The following is a 26,040-nucleotide window of genomic DNA, read 5'->3' on the forward strand; positions in this document are numbered from 1 at the left end:
TTCAGTCCTCCGGCACAGGTACCGACGGGTCGGACTGCGAGTGTCTTCCGCGCGGCGCCTTCTGCTCTGCCGTGAACGCCAGTAGGGCAATGAGCAACGCCCATGCGGCAAACAAGTAGCAGTACAAGCGCGGGATGCCGAACCACGTGAGCGTGTCGTTGAATAGCGCCAGCAATGGGTAGTTGAACAACAGCCAGCCCAGGGCAAACAGCGCGATCAGACGGTGCCCGAGAAGGGAACGGCGCAACATGAAACGGTCCTCAGTGACGTCAATGCCTCCAGTGGCTTCAGCGGCCTCAGTGGCCGGAAGCCTCCGATGCGCCGATGCCGGTTTCAGAGCGGACCTTCTGCGCCGGGTATCCCGCCCGGTCGATGCGGGCACGCTCGCTGTGGTCCAGTATCGAGAACAGCCAGATGCCGACAAACGCCACGGTCATGGAGAACAGGGCCGGCGATGTGTATGGAAAGATGGCATCCGTGTAGCCGAACACATCGACCCAGACCGACTTGGAGACAATGGTCAGGCCGACGGCGGTAATCAGGCCGAGAAAGCCGCCGATGGTCGCGCCACGTGTCGTGCAGTCTTTCCACAGCACAGCCATGAACAACACGGGGAAGGTCGCCGATGCCGCCACCGCAAAAGCGAGCGACACCATGAAGGCAATATTCTGCTTCTCGAATGCGATCCCCAGAATCACGGCCACGACGCCCAGCGCGATGGTCGTCACGCGCGATACGCGCAGTTCCTTGTCGCTGGCGGCCTTGCCCTTCTTGAACACGGTCGCGTAGAGGTCATGCGACACCGCCGAAGCGCCGGACAACGTCAGCCCCGCGACTACGGCAAGAATCGTGGCGAAGGCCACCGCGGAAATAAAGCCGAGGAAGACATTGCCGCCGACGGCGTTCGCAAGGTGGATAGCCGCCATGTTGTTGCCGCCCAGCAAGCCGCCAAGCGCGTCCTTGTACACCGGGTTGGTGCTGACCAGGACAATGGCGCCAAAGCCGATGATGAAGGTGAGCAGGTAGAAGTAGCCGATCCAGGTTGTCGCCCAGAACACCGACTTGCGTGCTTCCTTGGCGCTAGGTACGGTGAAGAACCGCATCAGGATGTGAGGCAGGCCCGCAGTGCCGAACATCAGCGCCATGCCGAATGAAATGGCAGAGATGGGATCCTTGATGAAGGTGCCCGGGCCCATGATAGAGTCCTTCTTGGCGTGGATCTCAACCGCTTTGGCGAAGAGCGCTTCGGGATTGAAATGGAACTGCGCCAGCACCATGAATGCCATGAAGCTCGCACCCGCAAGCAGCAGGCCAGCCTTGATGATCTGGACCCAGGTAGTCGCCGTCATGCCCCCGAACAGCACGTACACCATCATCAGGGTGCCGACGATCACCACCGCAAGCCAGTACTCCAGGCCGAACAGCAGCTTGATCAACTGGCCGGCACCGACCATCTGGGCGATCAGGTAGAACGCCACCACCACCAGCGTGCCGGAGGCCGCGAACACGCGGATCGGGGTCTGCGCGAAGCGATAGGCCGCCACGTCGGCAAAGGTAAAGCGACCGAGGTTGCGCAGGCGCTCGGCCATCAGGAAGGTGATAACAGGCCAGCCCACCAGAAAACCGATCGAATAGATCAGGCCGTCATAGCCGTTCAGGTAAACCGCGGCCGATATCCCAAGAAAGGATGCCGCGGACATGTAGTCGCCTGCAATTGCCAGCCCGTTCTGGAATCCGGTGATGCCGCCGCCGGCGGTGTAGAAATCCGCCGCGGACTTTGTCTTGGCGGCAGCCCATTTGGTGATGAACAAGGTGAACACCACAAATACAGCGAACATGGATATCGCTGTCCAGTTGGTTGGCTGCTTTTGCATTTGGCCAAGATCGCCACCGGCTCCCCAGGCTGCGCCACCAAGGGCCAGTAGCACCAATGCGCATAGGATACGGTTCCGGGCCGACATTACAGCACCTCCTTGCGAATCTGAGCCGTCAGGTTGTCGAATTCGCCGTTGGCGCGCCGGACGTAGATGCCGGTGACGACCACCGTAAATACGATCACAAAGAGTCCGATCGGAATCCCCCAGGTCATCACGCCATCGCCGATCCTGGTGGAGAGCAAGGTCTTCCCGAAGGCAACCAGAAGGATGTAGCCGTAGTACACGACCATCATCATTGCGGTCAGCACCCATCCGTAGGTGGAGCGGGCTGAAACCAGCCGCCGGTAGTTGGAATTGGACTCTATCCGTTGAACGAGATCTTCTTCCATGCCTTGTCTCCTGTTCGCCGGATAAGAGGCCCTATCCGTAGCCGGTTTTTTTGTCTCAACTCGTATGTCTTTTGGTCGTATGTCGAACAGCCGCACTCATTCATGGCGATGTGCACGCGGGCCAAAGGCAAGTGCCTTGAGACGTATTTGCCTAGCATCTCGCAGGGCAATCGTGGAAACGGTGCTCGCAATCGAGTGAGAAATCGGTACGGTTCCGTACCGGGCCAACTCACTGGCACGCAGGCACCAAAGCAAGCGTTGCGCCGCCCGCGCGTCCCGGCCATGGGAGCATTCCAGCCCGTCGGCAAGGTGCGGATCAGCAGCCATTCCGCTTCGGGAGCGTTAAAAACCTTGGGGTTGTAACTCCGAGGGAAGCCCGAATTGCTCGAAGAGCTCGGCAGCTTCCCTCGGCAAGGGTTCCTTTGGCGGCTCACGATAATTCGCTCCTCCAGCGTATACGAGAGCGTGCAAAAATTGGGGAGGCCGATTTCGTTAGGCGCCCTGGCTTGCGGCGAGGATGTCACGGTTAATTCTGTTCGTTGGCCGATGCCGGTCTGGCGATGCATGTCCGACGCATTGGCTGTGACGGGAGGCGGCGATCTCGAGTGCGGAGATGCGGTCGGGTGAAAGTTCCCCGTTCAAAACCGCGACCCTGACCTGCACCATGCAGTGCGCCCCTTCGTCCGTCCAGCGCATCTGTCGCTTCTTGGCCATGCGATGGCTGACGACCTGGTTCACCGCGGACTCCGCGATGCTACTGCTGATCGGCAGGCCCTTTCGATGCCGAGCGCCGTAGTTGGCCAACGTATGCGTGTTGTTCCTCAGGTACCAGGAGACTTTATCCAGGTTCCACCACAGCGTGCTGAATTCATACCCCGTCCTCGTCAGCAGTCGAGCGTTCAATGCCTTGATGCGCTCCAAACGCTTTGCGGCCCTTGCCATGCCAGACCAGCCACTTGGCGTGAGTGATTTCGGTCTCTATCGACTCTCGTTCCAGTGAGTCGATCATCTTGCTGCCGAACACGGAACGCTGCGCCGCGTTGAACTTCATGGCGATGTGGAACCAATCGAGAATCCTGCCGCGAGCAAGCTGACTGCCCTGGACGGTCTTCTCAAATTCACCGGCGTCATCGCTGATCACGGTCACGCGTTCATCGGTCGCCACACCGTTTCGACTGAGGAACTGATCGAGTCGCGCTGCAGCCGAGGTGACTTCCCGGTGCACATAGGCATAGAACTTTGGCGGGCTGTCGGTGAACGTCGCTCGCCCGGCGACGAGGTTGACGTGGCGACCAAGGCCTCTCTCGGAGTCGCAATGCCGCAGCCACGCCGAGTCGACGCTCACGGCAGCGACATGGCTGGATTCGCGAACCTGGACGGCTGCAACGGCCTGGGGCAGTTTCGCGATGTCACGCTCGATGTCAGCGTCGAGTTGTTTTCCCAATAGTGCGAATCCGATCCCGGGTGCCGCTGAACGAAATGCCCTTATCCAGCGGCAGCACTTCCTTAAGCATAGCCGTGGCCTGCCGGTACGGCAGATGGCTTGCCCACTTCGCCTGGAGGTATTCCAGCTCCGGCGTGGCGCGGTTAGTCAGGGCTTTGGATAAGGGGTGCACCACACACCGCGGCCCTCCGCGCATTCTGCTGGCAAGCACACGACCACAGCCGCGGACTGTTCACCGTCACCTTGCCGTACACAGTGCGCACCACCATCGAGCGACTGTCCTTGTGGCTCAATGCCGCGCCGCAGCAGCGACAATGGGTCTGGCCCGAGAGCCACCCCTCCACTTGCTTCGAAACCAACTCGGCCTGCACCTTGGCCAACAGCGACCGCCCCTCCGCGAGGGTCAGGCCCATGTCCGCAAGACTACAGTCACGGCGCTCAATCACGGCCAAAACTCCGTCAACGTCATGGCCAGTGTCGCTGCCCTCGTCGGCCAATCTGGCTTCGATGATCAACCGCATGGTTTGCTCCCACCGTTGCGATACCGATCAGCGTAATCCACACCGAGCCGGCGCGGCGCCCAGATGCTCGAGCGGGCCTCCCTTGGGGGCCTCCCCAACTAATGGAATGGTCCACCCCGCCCCGCCGGATAGATTAGGCTGGAGTGTTCATACCGAACTGGAGGCCATCATGGACGACGTAACGCTCGTTGGTATCGATCTGGGCAAACACATACATTCATCTGCCACCTCAGGCGGTCGCTGTCTCTTTTGCACCGAGCAAGTCATGTGCTAAGCCTGTTACAGATGGGTCGCACGACCTCGTACTCGATGTCCAAAACGGTATTGCCGCACGCGCCTGTCTCCTGCCCGGGCTAGTTAGAGACCGCAGCCTACACATTTGATTTTTCGACCGCCTCTTGGTTTGGCTTCCTGCCCGAGCCGAACCGCTGTGCATAGTGCCAAGTAAATTCCGCACCGAGTAAGAAAATCTGCGCGGAATAATATACCCATAGAAGAAGAACTACAAGCGAGCCTGCAGCGCCGTAAGCATTGGCGACACCCGTCTTGCCGATGTACAGGCCGATGAGGAGCTTCCCCAAGGTGAATAACAGAGCGGTGACGATGGCGCCGAGCCAAACATCCGGCCAGCGAACCTTCGCCCGTGGCATGATTTTGTAAATCATTGCGAACACCACAGTAATGAGTCCCCAACTCAAGATGGCGTCCAGAAGATGTCCGATAAATTCGCCTTTTCCAAAGAATGGTGCCCATAGTCGGCCCATTGCAGAAATCCCAGCACTGAGAAGCAGGGAAACAACAAGCAGAAATCCGATGGCCAGTATCATGCCGAACGAGAGCAATCTTGTCCGGAGCAACGCAACGATACCGGAGGCTCTGCGGCGCTCAGGAACACGCCAAATGCGATCGAGCGCATCCTGCAATTCTGCCAAGACCGTGGTTGCTCCTACTAACATGACAAGCACACCAATTACAGCAGTCAGCGTGCTCGCGGCGGGCTTGCTAACCGCCAACAGCATCGCCTCGATAGTCCGAGCGCCCTCCTCTCCGAGCAGTCCTCGCAACTGCTCCACAACCTCCCCCCGCGCGGCTTCGGGTCCAAACACGACGCCCGCCACGGTGATGACGATCAGTAGCAGTGGCGCAATAGAAAAAACCGTGTAGTACGCCAGCGCGGCCCCCATACTTGGGGCGTAGTCTTCCAGCCAGGAGTCGACGCTGTCGCGCATCAGTTGGAAGGCTTCTCGTGGAGTAAGAGGAAGAAAAGATGGCATCGTAAGCTCTTGTGAGACAACGGAAATCCGCGCCCGCCCTGCCCCATCCCGAAACCCCTTCCCACATACAGTGACAGCGCAATCTGGCCGATTCGACTGGATGGGGATCGCTGACGAGAAGTCTTGAGCACAGGGCAGCCGAACCACTTAGATCTGCACTTTGCACGCGATGAAGGCCACGTTCCGCGTCGAATAAAGAATTGGCTTGGCATCCAAGTTGTTCTTCTTAGGAAGCATGCCGGGAATACGCCCGAGTTGCCTCGCATCACTCTTCGGATCGGTCTTGGTGGTCGATCTCGGCTTCGGCCTTATTCCAATACTCCTTGTCCTGCCCGGCTGGCGCCCCTGCTTGCTCCCACAGCTCGTAAGCGCGCTGCTTGATTCTGGCCTCGCGCTCGGAGGTCTATTCGTGTTCATCAACAACACCTTGTTCGTCATGATGGATTGTCGTCACATCGTATCCATCGGCGAACTGGCTCCAGCTGTTGATCTGCTTCACCTGCTCGAACTGGCGCATCGCAGCTGCGATTGCCTCATCCTTGCTACCGTGGACGATCGTAATTCGCATCACCTCGGCGTGTTGAGAATGGCCATAATGATCGCTCATCTTCTTAAAGAAGGTGACCTCATAGTGGCGCGGCTCAGTGTGACTGCCCCCTAAGTCGGAGACGGAAATAACACCGGTCAAGCGTTGAGTCTTCCTGTCCAGTACTGCAAGTCGCAGCACGTGACCTTGATTCATGAGTATAGCGGCTTGCTCGACTGAATCGTCCTCGAAACAAGTAAGCGGGTCCCCCGATATCGCCTCCATAACCGTCATCTGGCTCGCGTTGCGCCCGTCTGCTACTCGCATTGCGATATCGCGGTCAGTGAGCATTCCAATTACCCGCCCGCCCGGGCACACTGGCAGACAGCCAATGTTATCGTGCTGCAGCTTACGCGCCGCAATAGCCAAGCTTTCCTCCGCCCGAACGAAGGCTGGTGGCTGCATAATGTCTTTAACTAGCATGGCTGCCCCCCTAACCAAGAAAATTCCTAATAAGAGCCACCATGTCTTAGGAGTCCTCAGGCATTCCGACATCGTGCTGACCTGGCTCGCGGAGCGGCTTGCCAAGGCCCTCATCATGCACTGGCGCTTCGCGTTCTACTTTCTCTGGTGTGTGTTCAGCGGGCGGTACATCTGGGATATCTTGTCCCTCCCGCGGGTTGAAGATTTGCTGTTCATGATCGACTCCACATTGCGGAGAAGCTCCGCAGCTGTGAACGTTGCAAGCAACATGCCCGAGGATTCCGGGTTGACATCGCAAAAGTGGCATCAATGAACTGACCTTCCGCAGTGCACATTTCGCCGTTCAGCCCCCGTTGTCATTGCTCACGCGCGGGCGGCTGTACGAGGGCACCACGCCCAGGTACTGCATGGCCGCGCGCATGGTCGCTCCTTTCCATTGTCCGAGTGCAGCACCAGCGGCCGGCCTGCGGTCTGCTCGCGCAGGCAGCCCTGCCCAAGCAGGTGGCTGGCATACTCGACCGATTCGCTATCGTGCACCTCGTTGACCACCAGCTTGCGGCTGTAGATGTCCTGCATCATGTACCAATAGAAGAAGCTGCCCTTCACCGTGGTGGGCAGCCACGTGATGTCCCAGCACCAGGCCGTGCTGCTCGTACGCCCGTGAGCGTGCGATCGGCTGCCGGGGCGATTTCGGAGTCTCCCGCTCGCCCTCACCCCGGGTAAGTCAGCGAGTGCTTAGTCGCCTGCGTTTCAATCGCCTTCTTGTAGGCATCAATCCACTCCGTAAATTGCGGATGGATATAAAAGTCGAGAACGTCTCCCACGTTGATAGAGAGCGGATTCCTGCCCAGGATCATCGATAGTGAAATGCGCGGTATCTGAAACGGTGCCAAATCGATCGCGTCCACCAAAAGACCATTGGGAGAGTGGCTAACCGTGAACATATCCGTCTGTTGGTCGTGGGCGTCCACTACCAGTGCTTCCATGCTCCCGAGAAGCGGCTTGTCTTGTATCTCTGGCGAAACCGGATAAATGCTGACCGTGCCAGCACTGATTCGGTGTTCTTTGTGCCATATGGACAACGCCCAGGTTTCCGTCGGATTCTCCCCCCAAATCTCGAGGGTGCCTTCATCAATCTGCGCCTTCATGGTTCTCTCCAAGCTCAATGTGCAGCAGCAAGTCGGGCGGGCTACCTCTTGGTACATCGGCGAGCCCTGTGGACTTCCGTTAGCGACAAAACCGGCTACCTTGGGGAAACAAAGCGAATGTCGTCGCCTGGGTCCCAATTTTCATTATTGGATCCGCTTGGGCTTGATGCACGTCAACATCGAGGTAATTGCCCCGCACGTATGCAGCGTGCTCTGCGGCGCATTGCCGCGCCTCAACCCGCCGTGTCTGCACCGGTGCCGCCTTCAGTGCACAGAACTGCCGCCGCTGAAGCGTGCCTGGTGGGGGCTTGCCTTGGATCAAGCCAAGGTGCCATTTCACCACTAATGTGAATCAGTTAGTCGCTCGCTAGCGCTGTTCAGCACCCTTGGCAGCTTCCCAGACATTACGCGTTACAGCGGAATCTTGGATTTGCTTAGGCGTCGGCATAAGTCCACCAAGAAGGAGCAGCACATGTCCAACGAACATGCGCAGGTTGTCTGGTTCGAAGAACTAAGGCGGGCCGACGTTCCTCGCGGAACCAACTGGCATGAGGAACACCTGGTCCGATTGCTCAAAGAGCGTCTGGCGCGCCTGACGGTCGAGGCGCCCATGTTCACCGTCGCGGTGTCAGCCGTGGAGACTGAGCCGGTGGCCCTGCCCAGCGGGCTCTTGTCGGTTTAGATGGTGTGCAGAAGCAACGCAGCCTTGCCAAGGTTTATCGCCTGGCGCTCGAACATGGTGTCCTGTCCTCCTCCTCATTGCCGCAGGCCCGCGGTGACCGGCGCTGCGCTACTCCGTGCGTGCGACCTGCCCAAGCGGGCGGGCAAAGCCGTCAGGCGGCGGGCGCGTCGACAAGCCGGGCGCGGATGGTGGCCTCGCCGCTGTCGGGTGTCAGGCACGTGCCTTCGGCCAGCTGGCTGACCATGTCGGCGCTGCGGATCCGCCAATGCCAGACGATCGTTTGGCCGTCCTATTGCGCTTCGACGAAGCACGCAAGGTTGCCTGGACCGGAGAAGCATGGAAACGTGGCGACGGGCGGTGAAAGGCAAGGAATCAATGTCGGGCATAAGTCGTTTTTGGTCGTTCGCAGATGCTCACTGCGGCATATTCAAACTCGCATACGTGCATCATAAATCACGTTTGCATCCGCAAGCTTTGATGGCAATGCATTTGCAACCTGGCGGGCCTTTCTCTTCCTTGCAGGGAGAGACTCGATGAACTTCTACTTGAATCCGAATACTCGACAACCTGCTGCGAACGCGATCACTCCTTGGCTACCCATCTGTACATCTGCCAATGGTTGCGAATTTCATTGGTCGACCAAACTATAGCTCCGATGTTTCGTGAGGTCAAGACGCTCGCACACCTTGGCAACGCGGAAAGCGGACCACCATTCCGCGGGCTCCGGGGGAGCTTGCGGCAGCATACGGCCGGCTCATCGCGCCGCTTACTCCGTCCCAGCGAGGCTCGAGTAGGGCAAGACATGCGTCCTTCGGAATACGGTAGCTGATGTGACGTTGGTGTTCTATAACACGGCCCCGTCGCTGAGGCGCTTCGAGGGATTGCGAACCGCAGTTCGGGTCTTTCTTGGGTTGGCAACGCTAACAAAGAAATATGTTGACATCCCGAATTGGTCGACATAGAGTTTGGTCAACCATAAATGGCTTAATGCAAGCCCTCTTTTGCGCTGAGGTCGCGGGATGCGGACGATCCTGGTAAGGCATCTATTTCAAGTGCTGCACGCGCCGGTCGCTTTCGCATATGCGATAGCTTGCACAAGGCCATTGCATCCCGGGTGTGGAGGGCTCCTGGAAGACCTTCATCCAGGAGTCGTAGCATGTCCTGAGACGCCATGGCTGCTATGCAGTGCAAGAAAATCGACTTGTGGTCAAAGCTCATCGAGCTCAAGCATCAAATCCAAACTCGCCACCTGACACTCAAGTTCGAGCACATAACAGTCAGACTCTTACAAGCAATCCAAGGAGACCAGCAGTGCACCCCCTATTGATTCTGATTCGCCAACAACTATCGTGTCTTCTCTTCAGCGCCGTTCGGTTGCGGAGCAGCGGTCTGACCAAGCTGAAGCCGATGCGCTGCCTGCTGCTCTGCTTGACACTGTCCATCGCTTGGCCTGTAGTCGCGCAAGACTATCCGGAGAAAGGCCGACCGATCAAGATCGTCGTGCCGAGCGGCCCGGGAAGCGCGCTTGACTTGCTGGCTCGGGCTTATGCGAAGGCCATCGGCGAGACACAGGGCCTGACCGCCTACGTGGAGAACAAGCCCGGCGCAGACGGCACTGTCGGCATTCAGTCCTTTCTCGCGTCCCCCGCGGACGGATACACCCTCTTGCTTGGAAGCAGTTCGTGGACGGTGTTGAACCCGATTATGATGGCAAAGCTTCCATATGATTCACAGAAGGATTTGCTTCCCCTAGCGACGATTAGCAAGACCGGGATGGTAATGAGTATTGGTGGGGCGGCACCGTTTAAAACGCTTCGCGAGTTCGTCAAGGCGGCCCGCGCTGAGCCCGGCAAGTACACTTGCGCGAGCGCCTCGCCGTCGCTGCGGATGGCATGCGAGTACCTGCAGGCCAGCGCGGGCATCAAGTTGCTTGTCGTGCCTTATAAGACGACCGCTGCTGCGATGCTGGCCGTGGCGTCAGGCGAAGCCGACGCGGTCTTCGCCGATGCGAGCTCTTCGCTCACCTTTTGGCAAACCGGACGACTCAAGGGCGTGGCGTTTGCCACCCCTGAGCGCACTCCTGCGTTCCCGCAGATTCCAATGACGCGCGAAGAGGGTTTGCCGGATTTCCTCATGGGCGTGTGGTATGGCTTTTATTTCAAGGCTGGAACGCCCCCTGCCGTTGCAGCAAGCATGCGTGAATTCCTTCACAAGGCGGCTGCCAGGGCAGTTGTAAAGGACGCGCTGAAGACATTTGCTCATGAGCCCTTGAACCTCACGCCTGCGCAGATGGCCGATCTGACGCGCAAGGAAACAGAGCGGTGGTCGAAGCTCGTACGAGATCACGGGATCAAGTTCAACAATTGATGCCACGCGAGGCCCTCGGAAATTACGTCCAGGAGGTATAGGCTCGCCGGAGGCCCGTTGCGGGATCGATCCGAAACTTCATTGGGGTCCCCGACTTTACTAAAAGCGTACCGCTTCCATTCTGAGTACGTTTGGCCGTCTATGCCGTAGCTTCTTGCCAGCCCCGTTGGAGGGCTGGCATTGGGATATATTTCGGACAAGCCGGTTGTTGCATTACTCCCCAACGCCAGGGGATCGCGGTCATCCCGCTCGCATTGCCCGCCGCAGGTTCTCAGTCGGCTTTTACTGCGCGTCCTCAATGACCCTGGTATCCAACGGCTTACCCTGCGATTGGCCATGCTGTTTCATATCGCGTTGCCATTTTCGGCGGGACTCCACCATTCATTTCGTCGTGCAATAGCCCCGGGGCATTCCGATTCAAACTCCCCCTGGCTCTTGTTCTCTCGCTTGGCGTGACCGAGCGCGGCCGCCGTGCTTCGGCTACCGATGCGCGATGAGAGTAAGCGCCTCACGAAGACCGTTCTTGCCCCTGTCCCATAGATCACGAGATGCTGTCTGCTTTGAGGATGTTCCGTTACCCAGTAACGCACAGCGAGGTCGTTACTGGGTAACGGTCGCAAAGGAGAAGCGAGATGGCACAAACGACGGCACAGCGGCAAGCCGCCTACCGAGCAAGGCGCGTGACGACAGGCAACGATGGTAACGGAGAGCGTCGGTTGAGCATGTGGGTGACCACGGAGGCGGACTTTGCCCTTGCTCGCCTGGCGCGCCGTTACTCGGTAACGAAGCGAGAGATGCTGGAGCGGTTGATCGTGCGGGCTGACGACGCGATTGTCCGCAGACTCGATCCGGACTCGCCTGATTGGGACACGTACTTCTTCGCTCGCCGGGCGCCCAGCCACGTTACCGGGTAACGGAGTGTTTTGTGCAGGCGAGTGGGGGCGCTTCCACGCCGTGAGCCGTGAAGCGGGGTCATTCAGACGGCAGCAGTTGGTCAGGCGCCTGGCGGCGCGGTGGGCAGGTTCCGCAGGTGTGCGTGGGCACGCCAGGGCAGCAATTCTTCAACGCGGTTGATCGGGTGATCGGCAATGCCGGTCAGCACATGGCACAGGTAGGCGCGCGGGTCGATGCCATTGAGCTTGCACGAGGCGACCAGCGAATACATGGCCGCCGCCCGTTCGCCGCCGCTGTCGGAACCGGCAAACAAGAAGTTCTTGCGGCCCAGGGCGACACAGCGCAGCGCGTTCTCGGCGATGTTGTTGTCAATCTCGGCGGTCCCGTCGTCGCAGTACAACGTCAGCGCATCCCACTGGTTGAGCGTGTATTGGATCGCCTTGGCCGTCTCGGATTTTGCCGACAACGTCTGCAGTTTCGCCCTGAGCCAGGCGCCGTAGCGCTCAAGCAGAGGGCGGGCTTTCTCCTGGCGCACCCGCAGCCGCTCAGCCGGCGGTTTGCCGCGGATGCCGGCCTCGATGGCGTAAAGCTCACCGATACAACGCAGTGCCTCGGCAGTCGTTTCGGACGGCGTGCGCACGTGAATGTCGTAGAACTTGCGTCGCGCATGCGCATGGCATGCCGCTTCGCGAACCGAGCCGTCTGCAAACAACTCGTTGAAGCCGGCGTATGCGTCCGCCTGCAGAATGCCGCCAAATCCGCTCAGATGGCGCTGAGGATGCTCCCCCCTGCGGTTGGGCGAATATGCGAACCATACCGCAGGCGGTTCTGCCGAGCCTGCCCGGGTATCGTCGCGCACATAGACCCACAGCCGGCCAGTTCGCGTCTTCTTGTTGCCAGGCGCAAGCACGGGAATCGGCGTGTCGTCGGCGTGCAGCTTGGTACCGGCTATCACGTAGCGGCGCAAGGCCTGCACCAGCGGATCGAGCAATGCCTCGCACATGCCGACCCATCGGCCCATGCTGGCCGGGTCCAGCGTGACGTTCTCGCGTGCGGCGATGGCCGACTGTCGGTACAGCGGTTGATGGTCGGCATATTTGGCCACGAGGATGTCGGCGAGCAAGCTCGGGTGGGCAATGCCGCGCTCGATCGGCAAGCTCGGTGCCGCCGGCTGCGCGATGTGCCGGCAGCAGGCGCAGATCTTCTTGCGCCGGACGGTGCGAATGACCTTGAACGCCGCCGCGATACGGCCAAGCTGTTCGGACACGTCCTCGCCCAGCGGTTGCATCTGGCCGCCGCACTCGGGGCAACTCGCCTCGGGCTCAAGCACCTGTTCCTCGTGCGGCAGGTGGTCCGGCAGGGCTTCGCGCGAAGCGCGCTGATGGCTGGGCGCCTTGCTCTCGCCGCTTGCCGGCGCTTCGCGAACCTCTGCCGCACCGCGGCTGCCAGTCAGGTCCTCCAGCCGGGTCTCCAGGCGTGCAATCTCCCGGTCCAGTTGCTCAGATCTGCGACCGAACTGCATGCGCTTGAGCTTCTCGATCTGCGCCTTGAGTTGTTCGATTTCCAGATCGCGCTCGACCAGATCCTGCCGCATTCGCGACAGCGACGCCTGGGCCTCGAGCAACATGGCTTTGAGGGCATCGATGTCGTCAGGAAGGTCGTTGGCATCCGGCATGCCGCGCAGTTTACGCAGGTGCCGCGCCGTTTACAACAGCGTTTACAACATCGACAGCGGCTCGGCCGTGCGGCGCGGTTGCCGCCAGTCGATCCCCTCGAGCAGCATCGACAGTTGCGCGTGTGTCAGGTGGATCTTGCCGCTGTCGGCCTGAGGCCAGACGAAACGGCCGCGCTCGAGCCGCTTGGCGAGCAGCCAAAGTCCGTCACTGGTGGCCCAGAGAATCTTGACCAGGTCCCCTCGGCGGCCCCGGAAGATAAACACGTGGCCACCCAGCGGGTTTTCCTGCAGCGCGGTCTGCACCTTCGCGGCCAGGCCATGGAAGCCGCAGCGCATGTCGGTCGCTCCCGCTGCCATCCAGATGCGCGTGCCCGCCGGCAAGCCAATCATCGGGACAGCTCGCGAATCAGCAGGCGCAGCATATCCGGCGCCACCTCGCCGCGAATCCGCAAGCGCGCACGGTCGAATTCAATCTCGCAGACATTCTCGGACGGCTGTGCTGCACTGAGCGGCGCCGCCGGCGTATGCGCGGCCGCCTCGGCGACGATGCTCACCGGCAACAGTGCCGGCACCGTTGTCTCCTGTTTCGTCGCTACGCCCTCAGCCGACGTCGGCAACCCGTAAGCTCCGTCCAGATAATGCCGCCGCCACTTGAACAGCAGGTTCGCGTTGATATCGTTGCTGCGCGCGACCAGCGCCACCGACGCGCCTGGCTCAAATGATTGTTCGACCAGCCGCCGTTTGAACTCGGCCGGGAAGTTCGGCCGCTTGTACACGCCGCCAGCACGGCGCCCACTCAACGTCTTGTCCACTTTGGTGTCCGCAATAATTTGGTGGGCACCAAATTACCCAAGACCTCAATCAGTGCGCCAGAACGGTCTTCGTGAGGCGCTTACCGATGAGAGCCCCCCTTCCCCGCTGACCACGGTCATCCACATTTTTGCGCGATTGGCCGTACGTTCTACGGTCGCAGTCGCGCAATGGACCCCAAGCCGCCCTCAAGTGCTGCACGGGGGCCGGCGCTGCCGAAGATCTCAGTTGACACAGCACTTTGGTGGATATACATTTTGGTTGACCATAACTATTGGCCAATAGTTGTCGAGCAAACACCGCCTTCGCTGGCCAAAGCACTTATAAACACGAGTCGACATATGAACAGGAGGAGACTGATGAACAAGCACTACGCCGCCGCCCTACTGGTGGTTGCAGCACCATTTGCCAGCGCGCAGACAGCGGTCACGCTATACGGTGTGGCCGACATCGGGATGGAGTTTCTCAATCACGCCAATGCGAACGGGAACACGCTGACACGCATGAACTCAGGCAACGTATCGGGTTCACGCTGGGGCTTGCGCGGCACGGAAGACCTGGGCAGCGGCCTGAAGGGACTGTTTGTGCTGGAGAGCGGTTTCGATCTCGACACCGGTGTGATGAGCCAGGGGGACGTCTGTTCGGTCGGCAAGCCTTCATCGGCGTGGAACACCAGTGGGGCAGGCTGACACTTGGCCGCCAACAGAATTCCCTGTATGACCTGCTGATCAACTACGAACCGATGGTGATGGCGGCGCGCTATTCGGCACTTGGCCTGGATTCCACGCTGGTGGGCCGCTACGACAACACGGCCAAGTACACGGGCAAGTTTGGGCCGGTCACCGCGACCGCCTTCTACAGCTTCGCGCGCGGCACCACCGTGACGACCGCAACTGGCAGTACTATCGCCGGCGAGACGCCAGGCGACGTCAAGAGCGACCGAGCCTTCGGCGGCGGCGTGGAGTATGCAAGCGGCCCGTTCGGCGCGACGGTCGTCTACGACCAGCAGCAAGGCACGCGCGGCATCACCGGTCAGATCTCGACACAGGCAGACCGCCGCATCGCCGCGGCGGCGAATTTCTCTTTCGGGAATTCGACGATCCTGGCGGGATATCGCTGGTTCAATGGCGATATCGGCGGGGCTCGCCGCAATGACCTGTTTTGGCTGGGCTACCGCTACGCCGCAACATCGGCCCTCACCCTGACCGGCGCGGGCTATTACTTCAACAACAAGCGCAACGGCCAGGATCCCTGGGAACTGGTCGCATCGGCCAACTATGCCTTGTCCAAGCGTACGGACGCCTCCCTCACTGTTGGCTACGTCCGCAATAAGGACAATTCAAATCTCGGCTTGAATGGCTTCGGGAGCGCGATTACACCCGGGGCCAGCCAGACGGGCGTATCCATGAGCATTCGTCACAAGTTCTGAGTCAGCGCGAAGTATCGGATCACCCCGCCGTGTCTCCATCCGGGGCAGGCAACTGTTCCAGGAATCATGCCCCGGGCCGGAACGCTCGGGGCTTCGTTGGTTTCATCACTGATCTGCGTGACCGTTTGGCGAAGCAAAAAAAGGGCTGCAGGCCGTCCTGATACTTGACAGTGATGCGGCCAACAGTTCTTGCCAGATGGTGCGCTCCGGCGCGGGTGCAACCTTGATGGCGCCATCCCAGCACGGGCACGACTTACCTGGGCGCTGATGTGGAGGTATCAACGCACCTGTAGCGGCACGAACAGACGTTAGTTCTTGCCCGCACGGGCATTTCGGGAAGACCGCGAAGACGGCTGAGATGACCCAAGCGACTCCGAAAGAAGGACCTCAGCCGACGGTTCCGCGAGCGAGCGAACGCGCGACGCTGTCATGTGCTTGCGCATAGCGTGTTCTGCAACGTCGGGTTGGCGCGTTTCGATCGCCTCGTTGACTCGTGCGTGAATCTCAATCACCTGCCTCCTGGTGTCGGGGGTGTCGTACTCTTCCGCCATTGAAGCAAGCTGCACGCCGTGTGAAATCGAGTACAGAAGCGTTGCGAGCAATTCGTTGCCGCTGGCCTGTGCAACCGCGTTATGCCATTTGAGGTTCGCCAGCGTGAAGGCCTGAAAGTTGTTCACACTACTCACCAGCTCTTCATGCAGAGTTTTCAGCTCCCGCACTTGCGCGTCGGTGCGCCGTTCCGCGGCAAGTCGCGCCAAGAATGGCTCCAACAGTTCCCGAGTTTCCTGCAGACTCCTTATAGAGATTCTGCGCCCTTGGACGAACCTGAAGATCGCTGACGCCATCGCCTCATGGCTCGGCAGCGTCACAACACTTCCGCCCGCCCGACCAGGCTTGGTTTGAATCAATCCTTCGGCCGATAGCATGCGGAGCGCATCGCGCACCACGGTACGCGTGAGCCCAGTTTGCTCGACCATTTCACGCTCAGGAGGAAGTGATTCGCCCTCGGGAATCTCCCTCTTCAATATGCGGTCTCGCAATTGGCTCGCTAACACTTCATGTGCACGCGGGACCACCACTGGGCTAACCGTGACCGGCTTCTTAAGTTCCCGGGAATCGCTCTGCATAGGGAAAGTGATATTTGTCAACCAAACACCAGTTTAGCAGCAAAAAATTCTACGGTCGATATTTTGACCATTTGATCGGTTCGGCCTCTCGTGCGGCACGATTCCCCGATGTCTTGGGCGAACACGCAGGGCGCACAAAGTTTCGTAATGATCACATTACGCAATATTCCGGTCCGTCAATCACGCGAAGCCTACCTCTTGACTTACATAAATATTCAACCTATATTTTGGTCAACCAATAACGGTTACGACCATAAGTTGAATGCATATAGGAGATCGCATGGGCGAACTTGACTCAAACCACCGCGCTATTGAGGACGGCGTGACCGCGGTATGCAAGCGATTCGGAGATGACTATTGGGCGGAATGCGACCGCACCGAGCGCTTTCCAGTGGAATTCCACCGCGCGATGGCTGCTGACGGATGGCTCGGCGTGACCATGCCAGAGGAATTCGGTGGCGCTGGATTGGGGGTAACCGAGGCCGCGATCGTCATGAACACTGTGGCCAAGCATGGAGCACAGACGGCAGCTTCTTCCATTCACATCAACATGTTTGGTCCACACCCCGTGGTGGTTCATGGTTCGGCCGAACAGAAGGCGCAGTGGCTACCGCGCCTTGTTCGCGGCGAAGACCAGGTTTGCTTTGGCGTTACCGAGCCCGACGCGGGTCTGGACACGACCAGTATCAAGACCTTTGCCAAGAAGGTCGATGGTGGCTACAGCGTTACCGGGCGCAAGATGTGGACCAGCACGGCACAAGTGGCCAACAAGATCCTCTTGCTGACTCGCACGGCGCCGAAATCGGACGGTGCCAAGTCCACGGACGGGATCACCCTTTTTTATACGGACCTGGACCGCTCCAAAGTCGAAGTTCGCCGAATTCCGAAGCACGGTCGCAATGCGGTCGAATCCAACGCCGTCTTCATCGATGATTTGTTCATCCCTGACGAGCATCGCATCGGCGAGGAAGGCAAGGGTTTCAAGTATCTGCTCGATGGACTGAATCCCGAACGCATTCTGGTGGCCTGCGAAGCCATCGGCATCGGTGAAGACGCTCTCCGCCGCGCTACGGACTACGCACGGGACCGGGTAGTTTTCAATCGTCCCATTGGCATGAATCAATCCATTCAGCATCCCCTCGCGGAATGCTGGGTGAATCTGAAAGCTGCACGGTTGATGGCGGATCACGCCGCGGCATTGTACGACTCTGGCAAGCCGTGCGGCGCCGAGGCCAACAGCGCCAAGCTGCTTGGCGCACGCGCTGGATACCAAGCGGCGCTGCAGGCTGTCATGACGCACGGTGGTATGGGTTACGCCAAGGAATATCACGTGGAGCGACTGCTGCGCGAGGTGCTCATCTCTCGCCTGGCGCCAGTCTCGGAGCAGATGATCCTCTGCTTCCTCGCGGAACGCGTTCTGGACCTGCCCAAATCGTACTGATCGAGCCATCGCCGGGCAGATCCGCCGCAATTTTGTCGGCGGGCTCGCCGTAGACGTCATGCCCGGCGGCCCCGTCGCCGCCGAGTTCTTCACCGCACGACAACCAATCATTCGGAGAAGTCAGTGCCCAAGTCACGCAAAGTCATCATCACGTGTGCCGTCACAGGATCGATCCACACGCCCAGCATGTCGCCGCATTTGCCGGTGAGCGCTCAAGAAATCGAAGAGGCAGCTGTCGGCGCCGTGGAGGCCGGGGCTGCTGTCGTGCACTTGCACGCGCGAGATCCGATCGATGGTCGCCCGTCGCAAGACGTTTCGCTGTTCCGAGAGTTCGTCGGCAACATCAAGCGCCGAACCAACGGTGTCATCAACCTGACGACCGGCGGCGCTCAAACCATGACGGTCGAGGAGCGCCTGCAGCCCGCGCAGCAACTCAAGCCGGAACTAGCGTCCCTCAACATGGGGTCGATGAACTTTGCGTTGCACCCGATGCTGACGAAGTACAAGGAGTTCAAGCATACCTGGGAACCGCAGTATCTGGAATCCACACGCGACTCGGTATTTCGAAACACCTTCAAGGACATCGAATACATCCTGCAATCCTGTGCCGACAACGGAACGCGTTTCGAGTTTGAATGCTATGACACGGCGCATCTGTACAACCTGGCGCACTTTGTCGATCGTGGGCTGGTGAAAGGGCCGCTGTTTGTGCAGACGGTATTTGGCATCCTTGGCGGTATTGGCACCCATGCGGACGACGTCGCGCACATGAAGCGCACGGCAGATCGCCTGTTCGGGGACCAGTACGTCTGGTCGGTGCTGGGCGCGGGCCGCTTCCAGATGCCGATTGCTGCGCAATCTGCCGCTGCAGGTGGCAATGTGCGCGTGGGACTTGAGGACTCGCTGTGGGATGGCCCGGGGCAACTGGCCGAGACCAATGCCGCGCAGGTCCGACGGGTGCGTTCCATCCTCGAAGGACTGTCGCTGGACATCGCCACGCCTGACGAAGCGCGAGAGATCCTCGGCCTGAAAGGCCACAACAACGTCGCCTTCTGAAGCGCGCCGTCGTCGTGCGGCGTATCACGGTGGCAAATGTAACCGGAACATGTGAGGACTGACATGGCAGGACCATTGACTGGATTAACCGTTCTTGAGCTGGCCGGTATGGGGCCTGGCCCGTTTTGCGCGATGATGCTGGCCGACATGGGGGCCGACGTCCTGAGGGTCCAACGTCCCCCGGCGAAGCCGCAACAAGGCCGACCCAATCCGGTCGTTGGCCGCGGTATGCGATCCATCGAGTTGGATCTGAAGTCTGAGGCGGGCCGCCTTGCTGTGCTGAGGCTAGTAGAAAAGTCAGATGTATTGATCGAAGGCTTCCGGCCCGGCGTGATGGAGCGACTGGGATTAGGCCCAGACGCCTGCCTGGAGCGCAATCCGCGGCTGGTCTATGGCCGTATGACCGGCTGGGGTCAGGATGGGCCCCTGGCTGATCTTGCGGGTCATGACATCAACTACATCGCGCTGACGGGAGCGCTAGCGGCAATCGGCACGTCAGACAGTGGCCCCATTCCGCCCCTCAATCTTGTGGGTGACTTTGGAGGAGGTGGCATGCTGCTGGCATTCGGCATCGCCTGCGGAATTATCGAAGCCGCCAAGTCTGGCAAGGGGCAAGTCGTCGATGCGGCGATGACCGATGGCGCCGCCCTGCTCATGGCCACCACCTATGGATATTACGCTGTGGGTAGTTGGCAAGCCGAACGCAGTAGCAACCTGCTCGACGGCGCAGCACACTTTTACACGACGTACCGCTGCGCGGACGGCAAGTGGGTTGCGGTCGGCGCGATAGAACCACAGTTCTATGCCAGTCTTCTGCAAAGGATGGGGCTGAACCAGGCAGACTTTGAGCCGCAACACGACCGGCGCCGTTGGGCCGAATGGAAGTCTCGCCTGGCACAGACCTTCGTGAGCCGACCTCGGGACGAATGGTGTGCACTGATGGAGGGGGCGGACGCCTGCTTTACGCCGGTTCTGGACATGCATGAAGCGCCATCACATCCACACAACACGGCGCGCAAGACCTTCATCCACCGCGAAGGCGCCACGCAACCAGCTCCAGCCCCACGTTTCTCCCGTACTTCGCCAGAGGTTCGACCTCGTGCCACGGAATCGATGGAAGCCATTCTGGCCGAATTCGGGTTCAGTCACGCGGACATCGCACAGCTTTCGCCGGCCGCCAGCTAAAACCTGGTCTGTTACCCCATCAACTCAGCCACATTAACGAAGACCATGAATCCTTCCGCCCAATGCGTTGTCGTCGAGGTACGCAACGATGTCTGCTGGATCACCATCAATCGACCGGAACTTCGCAATGCCATCAACGAGGACGTGATCGCGGGCATCTCTTCCGGACTGACCCTTGCTGGAAGCACGCCTGACGTGCGCGCCGTTGTCCTGACCGGTGCAGGTGAGCGCGCGTTCTGCGCCGGCGCAGATCTTCGTCCTAACTCGAACATCTTTGACTTCGATTTCTCCCAACCCCGCACGGACTATGCAGACCTCTTGCGTCAGGCTGTGGCGTTCGACATCCCGTTAATCGCCCGTGTGAATGGCGCGTGCATGGCGGGCGGGATGGGGCTTCTGACTATGTGTGATATGGCGGTAGCGAGCACCAAAGCCCAGTTCGGCCTGCCCGAAGTGAAGGTGGGCATGTTCCCCATGCAGGTCGCGAGCGTCATGCAGCATCTCATTCCACGCCGCAAATTCGCCGAGATGTGTATTACCGGCGAGCCTCTGAGCGCGCAGGAAGCGCTCGACATTGGGCTCGTCAACTATGTCGTCGAACCGACCGAGCTGGACGGCAAGGTCGATTGGCTCCTGGGGCGAATCACGGACAAATCGCCTACTGCTATCCGACGCGGCAAGAACGCGCTGCGGGCCATCGCGGACATGACGTTCGCACAATCCATCGCGTTTATGGAGGCTCAGCTCGGCAGCCTGCGCATGACAGCAGACGCCGCGGAAGGCTTGGCCGCCTTCGCTGAAAAGCGCAGGCCTGCCTGGACCGGAAAGTAAAGCGAGATTCACATGTCGACATATCAACTCCCCTCCCGCGTCATTCTGCAAGAGGAAGGTCCTCGCGAGGGCTTCCAAAGTGAAAGGCTCATCCCAGTTGAGGAGAAGTTGCGCCTGATCCACGGCCTTGCTGAAACCGGCCTCGAAGTGATCAACTGCGTTTCGTTTGTGGACGTACGACGAGTGCCCCAGATGGCCGACGCAGAAGAGGTTGCCGCGCGCATCCGCCGACGCGACGGAGTGAGGTATACCGGGATATGGCTGAACGCCAAAGGCTTCGAGCGCGCGCTGGCCTCCGGTTTGGACTTGCTGCCCAATGTATTCACCAGCGTGTCGGATACTTTTGCGCGCAATAACAACGGACGCAGTGCGACGGACCTGCTGCAAGTCCAGTCCGGCTTGATCGAACGCTACAAGTCGGCTGGGATGCGGGTGGCGGCTGCTCACATCTTTACCGCGTTCGGCTGTCCATACGAAGGCATCGTCAGTCCGGATCGTTGTCTCGACGCCGTCGATTCCCTGATGAGAACCTGCGCAGAGCAGGGCGAAACACCGGATGTTGTCTACCTTTGCGACACCGTCGGCGCTGCCAACCCCTTGAGCGTCAGGCAGACGGTCGATCTCGTGCGCAACCGGTGGCCGACGACTGAATTCGCACTTCACCTTCACGATACACGTGGCATGGGCTTGAGCAACGTTCTTGCGGGTCTTCAAAGCGGGGTCTATCGCTTTGATACCTCCGTTGCTGGACTCGGTGGCTGCCCTTTCGCAGGTAACAAGTCGGCTGCCGGCAACGTCTGCACCGAGGACGTCGCATTGATGTGCGAGGAGATGGGTATCAGCACCGGCCTGGATCTGGATCGACTGGCCGAGGTCGCGCGCATGGCTGAAGAGATCGTGGGTCATTCGCTTCCAGGAAAGTTCATGAAGGCGGGTCGTATTCCCTCGGCCGCAACCAATAGAACCGCGTAGCTATACTGCAGATGTGCAGAATCCAGAAAGCTGCATCCACTCGCATAAAAGTCACTTTGAGACTTTGTATTACCGGAGACCAGATATGACCAAAGAATTCTTTACGTTCGAGCAGCTTGAGTACAAGGTGGTCGACTCAGCCGCTTACATCCGCCTGAATCGTCCTGAAGTACTGAACTCATTCACGACGAAGCTTTACGGTGAAGTGAAAAATGCAGTAAGGCTGGCGAACGCAGATCCGAGCGTTGACATCATTGTCATCACGGGGACGGGCCGCGCATTTGCAACCGGGGGCGATCTCGAGGAAGTGCTGTCGAGAATGGAGGACGAGAATCCACTCGCCTTGTATGCGTATGACGACAACATGCCATTCGATGCGGTGAGATATTCCAGCAAGACAACCATTGCCGCAGTAAATGGCATCTGCGTAGCCGGTGGTCTGGCAATCGCGTCGGCCTGTGATATTCAGATCGCCGTGCGAAGCGCTGTGTTCGGCGCACCCGAAGCGCGAATTGGTCTGGCAAGCTCAATGATGCCCAGCTTGCTGATGAGCAAGATCAGCCTCTCCAAGCTCAAGTACCTTCTGTATACGGCCAAATCGATCTCCGCCACAGAAGCGGAGCGGATTGGCCTGATTACGGAAGTGGTCGAGGATGGTGCTTTGGACGCGCGGGTTCAGGAGATGATCAAAGAAGTACGTCGAACCTCTCCCAACGCAAGGAGCATGTACGCGGAATACATCAACCGACTCTTGCCAACTGCGCCCAACGCGGACTTGCAACGGGGGTTCCGCTCTGAAGAATGCAGGGAAGGTCTGCGCGCATTCAAGGAAAAGCGCAAGCCCGGCTATGAGCGGTAAGGAACCATCATGAAGAACATTCCCTTGCACGAAAGAACGCTGGCAAAGCTGCTGCGTGAGCAAGCCTGTGCTTATGGCGATAAGCCGTTCCTGAAGTACTATGGGCGTACATATTCTTACTCCGAAGCCTATGAACTGAGCCGGCGCATTGCCGGCGGCTTGGCCGCAGCGGGCATTGGCCCCAAACAGCACGTGGCCATCATGATGGAGAATCGCCCCGAGGTCGTTTGGCTGAACTTCGCGCTGGCGTTGCTGGGGGCCGTGGCCGTTCCTATCAACAATGCCTCGCGCGGCGATATGCTTGCCTACTATGCCCGCCAATCCGACGCGGTGGCATTGGTGCTCGATGCGGCGTTTGTCGATCGCTTCGCTGCGGTGCAATCGCAATGCCCATTGCTCAAGCATCTTTTCGTCTTTCCCGACGAGACGTCCGCGGGGAAAATGAAATGTTCGTTCGATGGTGCTGAGATCATTGCTTGGGACGAGATTGTCAACGCCCCCCAGTTGCCGGACGACGCCGCTGGTCCGTCGTATAGCGATATCCTTCAGATCCTCTACAGCTCCGGCACGACCGGAGTCTCGAAAGGCAGCATGATCGCAAATGCGACGGCGATCAGGGCCGCTCAAAAGCATGTAGAGGTGTTTGGATATACGAGCGAGGACGTGATGTACACGTGCTTGCCTATGTTCCACGGCAATGCCCTGAACTGCACGGTATTGCCGGCACTGATGGCTGGCGCTACCGTGGCCTTGTCACGACGCTTCTCCACAAGCTTGTTCTGGCGCGAGATCAATGAGTGCGGAGCAACCAGGACCTCGCTGCTGAGCGCCATGATCAATTTTCTGTGGCTGAAGGAGCGGTCGGAGGAAGAGCGAACCCATCGCCTGAAAACCTGCCTGGTCGTACCGGCGCCAGAGTTTGCGCTGGAGTTTGAAGAGCGCTTTAGGGTGAAAATCACATCGCTCTATGCGCTGGGCGATTTCGGCTACGCCACGATGTACGGACCTGATGATCCGCGCGAGAAGATTCGCTCGGCTGGCCGGCCTTTGCCGGAAGTCGCGCTGGCAATTCTGGACGAGGACGACCAGCCGGTAACCCCTGGACAAGTCGGCCAGATTTGCGTGAGAACCAATGAAGCCTGGTTCGCGCGTCAAGGGTACTACAACCTTCCCGAGATATGGGTCCAAGCCATTCGAAACTACTGGCTGCACACCGGTGACATGGGCCGGCTCGACGAGGATGGGTACCTGTACTTTGCGGGGCGCAGCAAGGAGCTTATCCGCAGGCGCGGCGAGAACATCTCTGCCATTCAGGTCGAAGAGGTTATCAGGCGTCATCCCGCGGTGGCAGACGTGGCCGTATTTGCCGTCCGTGCAGAGTTTCTCGAAGATGAAGTGATGGCCTGCGTTGTCTGCAAGGAAGGGAGCAAGCTCGACATTGCCGAACTGATCCGCTTCTGCGCACCGCAGATGGCGTACTTCATGGTTCCGCGCTTTGTGGAATTGCTCTCAGAGCTTCCTATGACGGCGACCGGCAAGGTCGAGAAGTACAAGTTGCGCGAGTCGGCGGAGAAGCGACTGACACAAGTCTGGGACCGTGAACAGCATGGCATCAAGCTGGAAAAATGACCGGCGGGTCACCGATCTTGTAGGCAATCACAGTTTAGGACGGGTGGCATGAGCAACCAGTATCGAAAAGTCTTCGCCAACGCCAAGGCGGGCGTTAAAGGTTTCCCGTTCGAATCCATCCTGCGTCGCGGTGACAGAATTTGTTTTGGGCAAGCGTGCTCCGAGCCAACAGGACTGCTCGGTGAACTGTTGAGTCAGGGTGAGCGCTTACACGCAAAGCTGGGACGGCTAAAGCTGTTCATCTTCGGCAGCTATTCAGGGTTGATAAAGCCGGAACATGGGGCCTGGTTTGATTTCGAGGGATACGGTGCGATCGGTGATTCGGCCGCACTGGCACGCCAGGGACTGCTTGATGTGTTTCCGGTTCACTACTCGCAATTGCCAACGTTGCTCGAAAGCACGTTGCGACCGGACGTCATGTTGCTTCAGCTCAGTAGCGCAGACGCCTTCGGCCGCCACAGCCTGGGGGCCGCGAGCGACTTCCAGTTGGCCGTTGCACGCAGCGCACGCGTTGTCATTGCCGAGTTGAATTCGCACGCTCCGTTTTCCCCCAGTGCGATTCTGCCAGAAGATGTGCGTATAGATCATGTTGTCCAGACAGATCTCCCGATGGTAGAAGCACCGCAATCGGCGCCCGACTCGACCACTGACTTGATCGCATCCCACGTTGCAGGGTTGATCGATGACGGCGCAACGCTGCAGATGGGCGTTGGAAGTTTGATGGACGCTATTTGCCGTGCACTCGCCAACCATAAGGATCTCGGCGTACATAGCGGCATCCTGACTGACGGGTTGGCTGATCTGATGATGCGGGGCGTTATCACCAATGCTCGCAAGGGGTCGCATCCGGGACAAAGCGTTGTCGGTTCCTTGCTGGGAACACGGCGGCTGTTCGACTTCGCTAATAACAACACTGCAATATGTCTTTCCGAGACCGACATTACGCACGCCTCCGAATCGTTGGCTAAACAGCTTCGACTCTGTTCGATCAACTCTGCAGTGGAAGTGGATCTGACCGGACAAGTGAATGCGGAGGTAAGCGGTGGTCGCTACATAGGCGCCGTTGGCGGTCAGTTAGATTTTGTCCGGGCTGCCGCCCGATCGCCTGGTGGTGTGTCGATCATCGCGTTGCCTTCGACTGCCCGCGGAGGTAGCGTTAGTCGTATCGTCTGCGGCCTCAATGGTCCTGTCACAACCCCTCGCTCTGATGTCCAGTATGTCGTGACGGAATGGGGCGTGGCTTGCCTGCGAGGTCGATCGCTCACTGAAAGGATCCGAGCCATGGTGGCGATCGCCCATCCCGATCACCGAGATGCGTTAATTGAGGCGCAAGGTATGTGGCCGGGCTCCAGAACGTTAGCGTCGTGACCGCGCAGTGCGATCCACGCTGCCTCCATAGTCGGACGACGGCAGCACAGGCT

At 59.3% G+C, this 26,040-nt stretch carries 25 protein-coding genes and 3 pseudogenes; 13 read left to right on the forward strand and 15 right to left on the reverse strand.

What is annotated here, in order from left to right; translation table 11 throughout:
- Position 1 precedes the first annotated feature (1 nt).
- From ABNX08_RS39555 to ABNX08_RS39595, 9 genes and pseudogenes are all read right to left on the reverse strand, one after another.
- The gene (locus ABNX08_RS39555; protein ID WP_374063746.1) at positions 2 to 250 is read right to left on the reverse strand and encodes a hypothetical protein; all 249 of its coding nucleotides are present in this window, start codon (positions 248 to 250) and stop codon (positions 2 to 4) included.
- A gap of 46 nt (positions 251 to 296) precedes the next feature.
- On the reverse strand, positions 297 to 1,961 hold the full coding sequence (locus tag ABNX08_RS39560; RefSeq protein WP_349609731.1) for a cation acetate symporter: 1,665 nt from the start codon (positions 1,959 to 1,961) through the stop codon (positions 297 to 299).
- Positions 1,961 to 2,266 (reverse strand): DUF485 domain-containing protein, encoded by a 306-nt coding sequence (locus tag ABNX08_RS39565; protein WP_013958920.1) that lies wholly within the window; start codon positions 2,264 to 2,266, stop codon positions 1,961 to 1,963. The genes ABNX08_RS39560 and ABNX08_RS39565 overlap by 1 nt, the downstream gene beginning before the upstream one ends.
- A 492-nt stretch (positions 2,267 to 2,758) precedes the next feature.
- Positions 2,759 to 3,187: a hypothetical protein gene (locus tag ABNX08_RS39570; protein ID WP_374063747.1), complete on the reverse strand. Its 429-nt coding sequence runs from the start codon at positions 3,185 to 3,187 to the stop codon at positions 2,759 to 2,761.
- Positions 3,135 to 3,710 (reverse strand): hypothetical protein, encoded by a 576-nt coding sequence (locus ABNX08_RS39575; protein WP_349609733.1) that lies wholly within the window; start codon positions 3,708 to 3,710, stop codon positions 3,135 to 3,137. Before ABNX08_RS39575 ends, ABNX08_RS39570 begins: the two co-directional genes overlap by 53 nt.
- A 143-nt stretch (positions 3,711 to 3,853) precedes the next feature.
- On the reverse strand, positions 3,854 to 4,231 hold the full coding sequence (locus ABNX08_RS39580; protein WP_349609735.1) for a hypothetical protein: 378 nt from the start codon (positions 4,229 to 4,231) through the stop codon (positions 3,854 to 3,856).
- Positions 4,232 to 4,602: 371 nt separating this feature from the next.
- On the reverse strand, positions 4,603 to 5,505 hold the full coding sequence (locus ABNX08_RS39585; protein WP_349609737.1) for a YihY/virulence factor BrkB family protein: 903 nt from the start codon (positions 5,503 to 5,505) through the stop codon (positions 4,603 to 4,605).
- A gap of 265 nt (positions 5,506 to 5,770) precedes the next feature.
- Positions 5,771 to 5,890, reverse strand: a pseudogene (locus ABNX08_RS39590) (DUF2934 domain-containing protein); the annotation flags it as partial.
- An 18-nt stretch (positions 5,891 to 5,908) separates the two neighbouring features.
- The gene (locus tag ABNX08_RS39595) at positions 5,909 to 6,514 is read right to left on the reverse strand and encodes a CBS domain-containing protein (RefSeq protein ID WP_349609739.1); all 606 of its coding nucleotides are present in this window, start codon (positions 6,512 to 6,514) and stop codon (positions 5,909 to 5,911) included.
- A gap of 73 nt (positions 6,515 to 6,587) precedes the next feature.
- On the opposite strand from ABNX08_RS39595, the gene ABNX08_RS39600 reads away from it, so the two are divergent.
- Complete coding sequence (locus tag ABNX08_RS39600; protein ID WP_349609741.1) at positions 6,588 to 6,827, forward strand: hypothetical protein; 240 nt, start codon at positions 6,588 to 6,590, stop codon at positions 6,825 to 6,827.
- A gap of 50 nt (positions 6,828 to 6,877) precedes the next feature.
- Here the strand turns inward: ABNX08_RS39600 and ABNX08_RS39605 are convergent, their stop codons facing one another.
- The gene (locus tag ABNX08_RS39605) at positions 6,878 to 7,228 is read right to left on the reverse strand and encodes a DDE-type integrase/transposase/recombinase (protein ID WP_374063748.1); all 351 of its coding nucleotides are present in this window, start codon (positions 7,226 to 7,228) and stop codon (positions 6,878 to 6,880) included.
- Positions 7,225 to 7,662 carry a hypothetical protein gene (locus tag ABNX08_RS39610; RefSeq protein ID WP_349609743.1) on the reverse strand — a complete coding sequence of 146 codons (438 nt, stop codon included), beginning with the start codon at positions 7,660 to 7,662 and terminating at the stop codon, positions 7,225 to 7,227. Before ABNX08_RS39610 ends, ABNX08_RS39605 begins: the two co-directional genes overlap by 4 nt.
- A gap of 472 nt (positions 7,663 to 8,134) precedes the next feature.
- Between ABNX08_RS39610 and ABNX08_RS39615 the strand changes: the two genes are divergently transcribed.
- The 3 genes from ABNX08_RS39615 (at position 8,135) to ABNX08_RS39625 (ending at position 11,625) form a co-directional block, all read left to right on the forward strand.
- Positions 8,135 to 8,344, forward strand: a complete 210-nt coding sequence (locus ABNX08_RS39615; RefSeq protein WP_349609745.1) for a hypothetical protein — start codon at positions 8,135 to 8,137, stop codon at positions 8,342 to 8,344.
- A 1,311-nt stretch (positions 8,345 to 9,655) separates the two neighbouring features.
- Complete coding sequence (locus tag ABNX08_RS39620) at positions 9,656 to 10,711, forward strand: tripartite tricarboxylate transporter substrate binding protein (RefSeq protein WP_349609747.1); 1,056 nt, start codon at positions 9,656 to 9,658, stop codon at positions 10,709 to 10,711.
- Between the two features lie 632 nt (positions 10,712 to 11,343).
- Positions 11,344 to 11,625, forward strand: coding sequence for a hypothetical protein (locus ABNX08_RS39625; RefSeq protein WP_022536745.1), 282 nt, complete (start codon positions 11,344 to 11,346; stop codon positions 11,623 to 11,625).
- Between the two features lie 80 nt (positions 11,626 to 11,705).
- Here the strand turns inward: ABNX08_RS39625 and ABNX08_RS39630 are convergent, their stop codons facing one another.
- The 3 genes and pseudogenes from ABNX08_RS39630 to ABNX08_RS39640 all read right to left on the reverse strand — a co-directional run.
- Positions 11,706 to 13,280 carry an IS66 family transposase gene (locus ABNX08_RS39630; protein WP_022536744.1) on the reverse strand — a complete coding sequence of 525 codons (1,575 nt, stop codon included), beginning with the start codon at positions 13,278 to 13,280 and terminating at the stop codon, positions 11,706 to 11,708.
- Between the two features lie 42 nt (positions 13,281 to 13,322).
- Positions 13,323 to 13,670: an IS66 family insertion sequence element accessory protein TnpB gene (tnpB, locus tag ABNX08_RS39635; protein ID WP_022536743.1), complete on the reverse strand. Its 348-nt coding sequence runs from the start codon at positions 13,668 to 13,670 to the stop codon at positions 13,323 to 13,325.
- A 250-nt stretch (positions 13,671 to 13,920) separates the two neighbouring features.
- A pseudogene (locus ABNX08_RS39640) lies at positions 13,921 to 14,014 on the reverse strand (transposase); the annotation flags it as partial.
- Between the two features lie 435 nt (positions 14,015 to 14,449).
- Here ABNX08_RS39640 and ABNX08_RS39645 point away from each other — a divergent pair.
- Positions 14,450 to 15,519, forward strand: a pseudogene (locus tag ABNX08_RS39645) (porin).
- 308 nt (positions 15,520 to 15,827) lie between these two features.
- Here ABNX08_RS39645 and ABNX08_RS39650 read toward each other — a convergent pair.
- On the reverse strand, positions 15,828 to 16,646 hold the full coding sequence (locus tag ABNX08_RS39650; protein WP_349607811.1) for a FadR/GntR family transcriptional regulator: 819 nt from the start codon (positions 16,644 to 16,646) through the stop codon (positions 15,828 to 15,830).
- Positions 16,647 to 16,926: 280 nt separating this feature from the next.
- Here ABNX08_RS39650 and ABNX08_RS39655 point away from each other — a divergent pair, with 280 nt between their 5' ends.
- The 8 genes from ABNX08_RS39655 (at position 16,927) to ABNX08_RS39690 (ending at position 25,987) form a co-directional block, all read left to right on the forward strand.
- Positions 16,927 to 18,087 (forward strand): acyl-CoA dehydrogenase family protein, encoded by a 1,161-nt coding sequence (locus tag ABNX08_RS39655; protein ID WP_349607809.1) that lies wholly within the window; start codon positions 16,927 to 16,929, stop codon positions 18,085 to 18,087.
- A gap of 123 nt (positions 18,088 to 18,210) precedes the next feature.
- Positions 18,211 to 19,143, forward strand: a complete 933-nt coding sequence (locus ABNX08_RS39660; RefSeq protein ID WP_349607807.1) for a 3-keto-5-aminohexanoate cleavage protein — start codon at positions 18,211 to 18,213, stop codon at positions 19,141 to 19,143.
- A 63-nt stretch (positions 19,144 to 19,206) separates the two neighbouring features.
- A complete protein-coding gene (locus tag ABNX08_RS39665; protein WP_349607805.1) occupies positions 19,207 to 20,328 on the forward strand; it encodes a CaiB/BaiF CoA-transferase family protein in 1,122 nt (373 codons plus the stop codon).
- Positions 20,329 to 20,373: 45 nt separating this feature from the next.
- Positions 20,374 to 21,159 carry an enoyl-CoA hydratase/isomerase family protein gene (locus ABNX08_RS39670; protein WP_349607803.1) on the forward strand — a complete coding sequence of 262 codons (786 nt, stop codon included), beginning with the start codon at positions 20,374 to 20,376 and terminating at the stop codon, positions 21,157 to 21,159.
- Positions 21,160 to 21,171: 12 nt separating this feature from the next.
- Entirely contained in the window at positions 21,172 to 22,131 is a 960-nt protein-coding gene (locus tag ABNX08_RS39675) for a hydroxymethylglutaryl-CoA lyase (RefSeq protein ID WP_349607801.1), read from the forward strand.
- 85 nt (positions 22,132 to 22,216) lie between these two features.
- Positions 22,217 to 22,990: an enoyl-CoA hydratase/isomerase family protein gene (locus ABNX08_RS39680; RefSeq protein ID WP_349607799.1), complete on the forward strand. Its 774-nt coding sequence runs from the start codon at positions 22,217 to 22,219 to the stop codon at positions 22,988 to 22,990.
- Positions 22,991 to 22,999: 9 nt separating this feature from the next.
- Positions 23,000 to 24,619, forward strand: a complete 1,620-nt coding sequence (locus tag ABNX08_RS39685) for an AMP-binding protein (RefSeq protein WP_349607797.1) — start codon at positions 23,000 to 23,002, stop codon at positions 24,617 to 24,619.
- A gap of 48 nt (positions 24,620 to 24,667) precedes the next feature.
- Positions 24,668 to 25,987: an acetyl-CoA hydrolase/transferase C-terminal domain-containing protein gene (locus ABNX08_RS39690; protein WP_349607795.1), complete on the forward strand. Its 1,320-nt coding sequence runs from the start codon at positions 24,668 to 24,670 to the stop codon at positions 25,985 to 25,987.
- Positions 25,988 to 26,040: the final 53 nt, after the last annotated feature.

This window comes from Cupriavidus sp. DF5525 (assembly GCF_040149425.2).
GTDB lineage: Bacteria > Pseudomonadota > Gammaproteobacteria > Burkholderiales > Burkholderiaceae > Cupriavidus > Cupriavidus pickettii_A.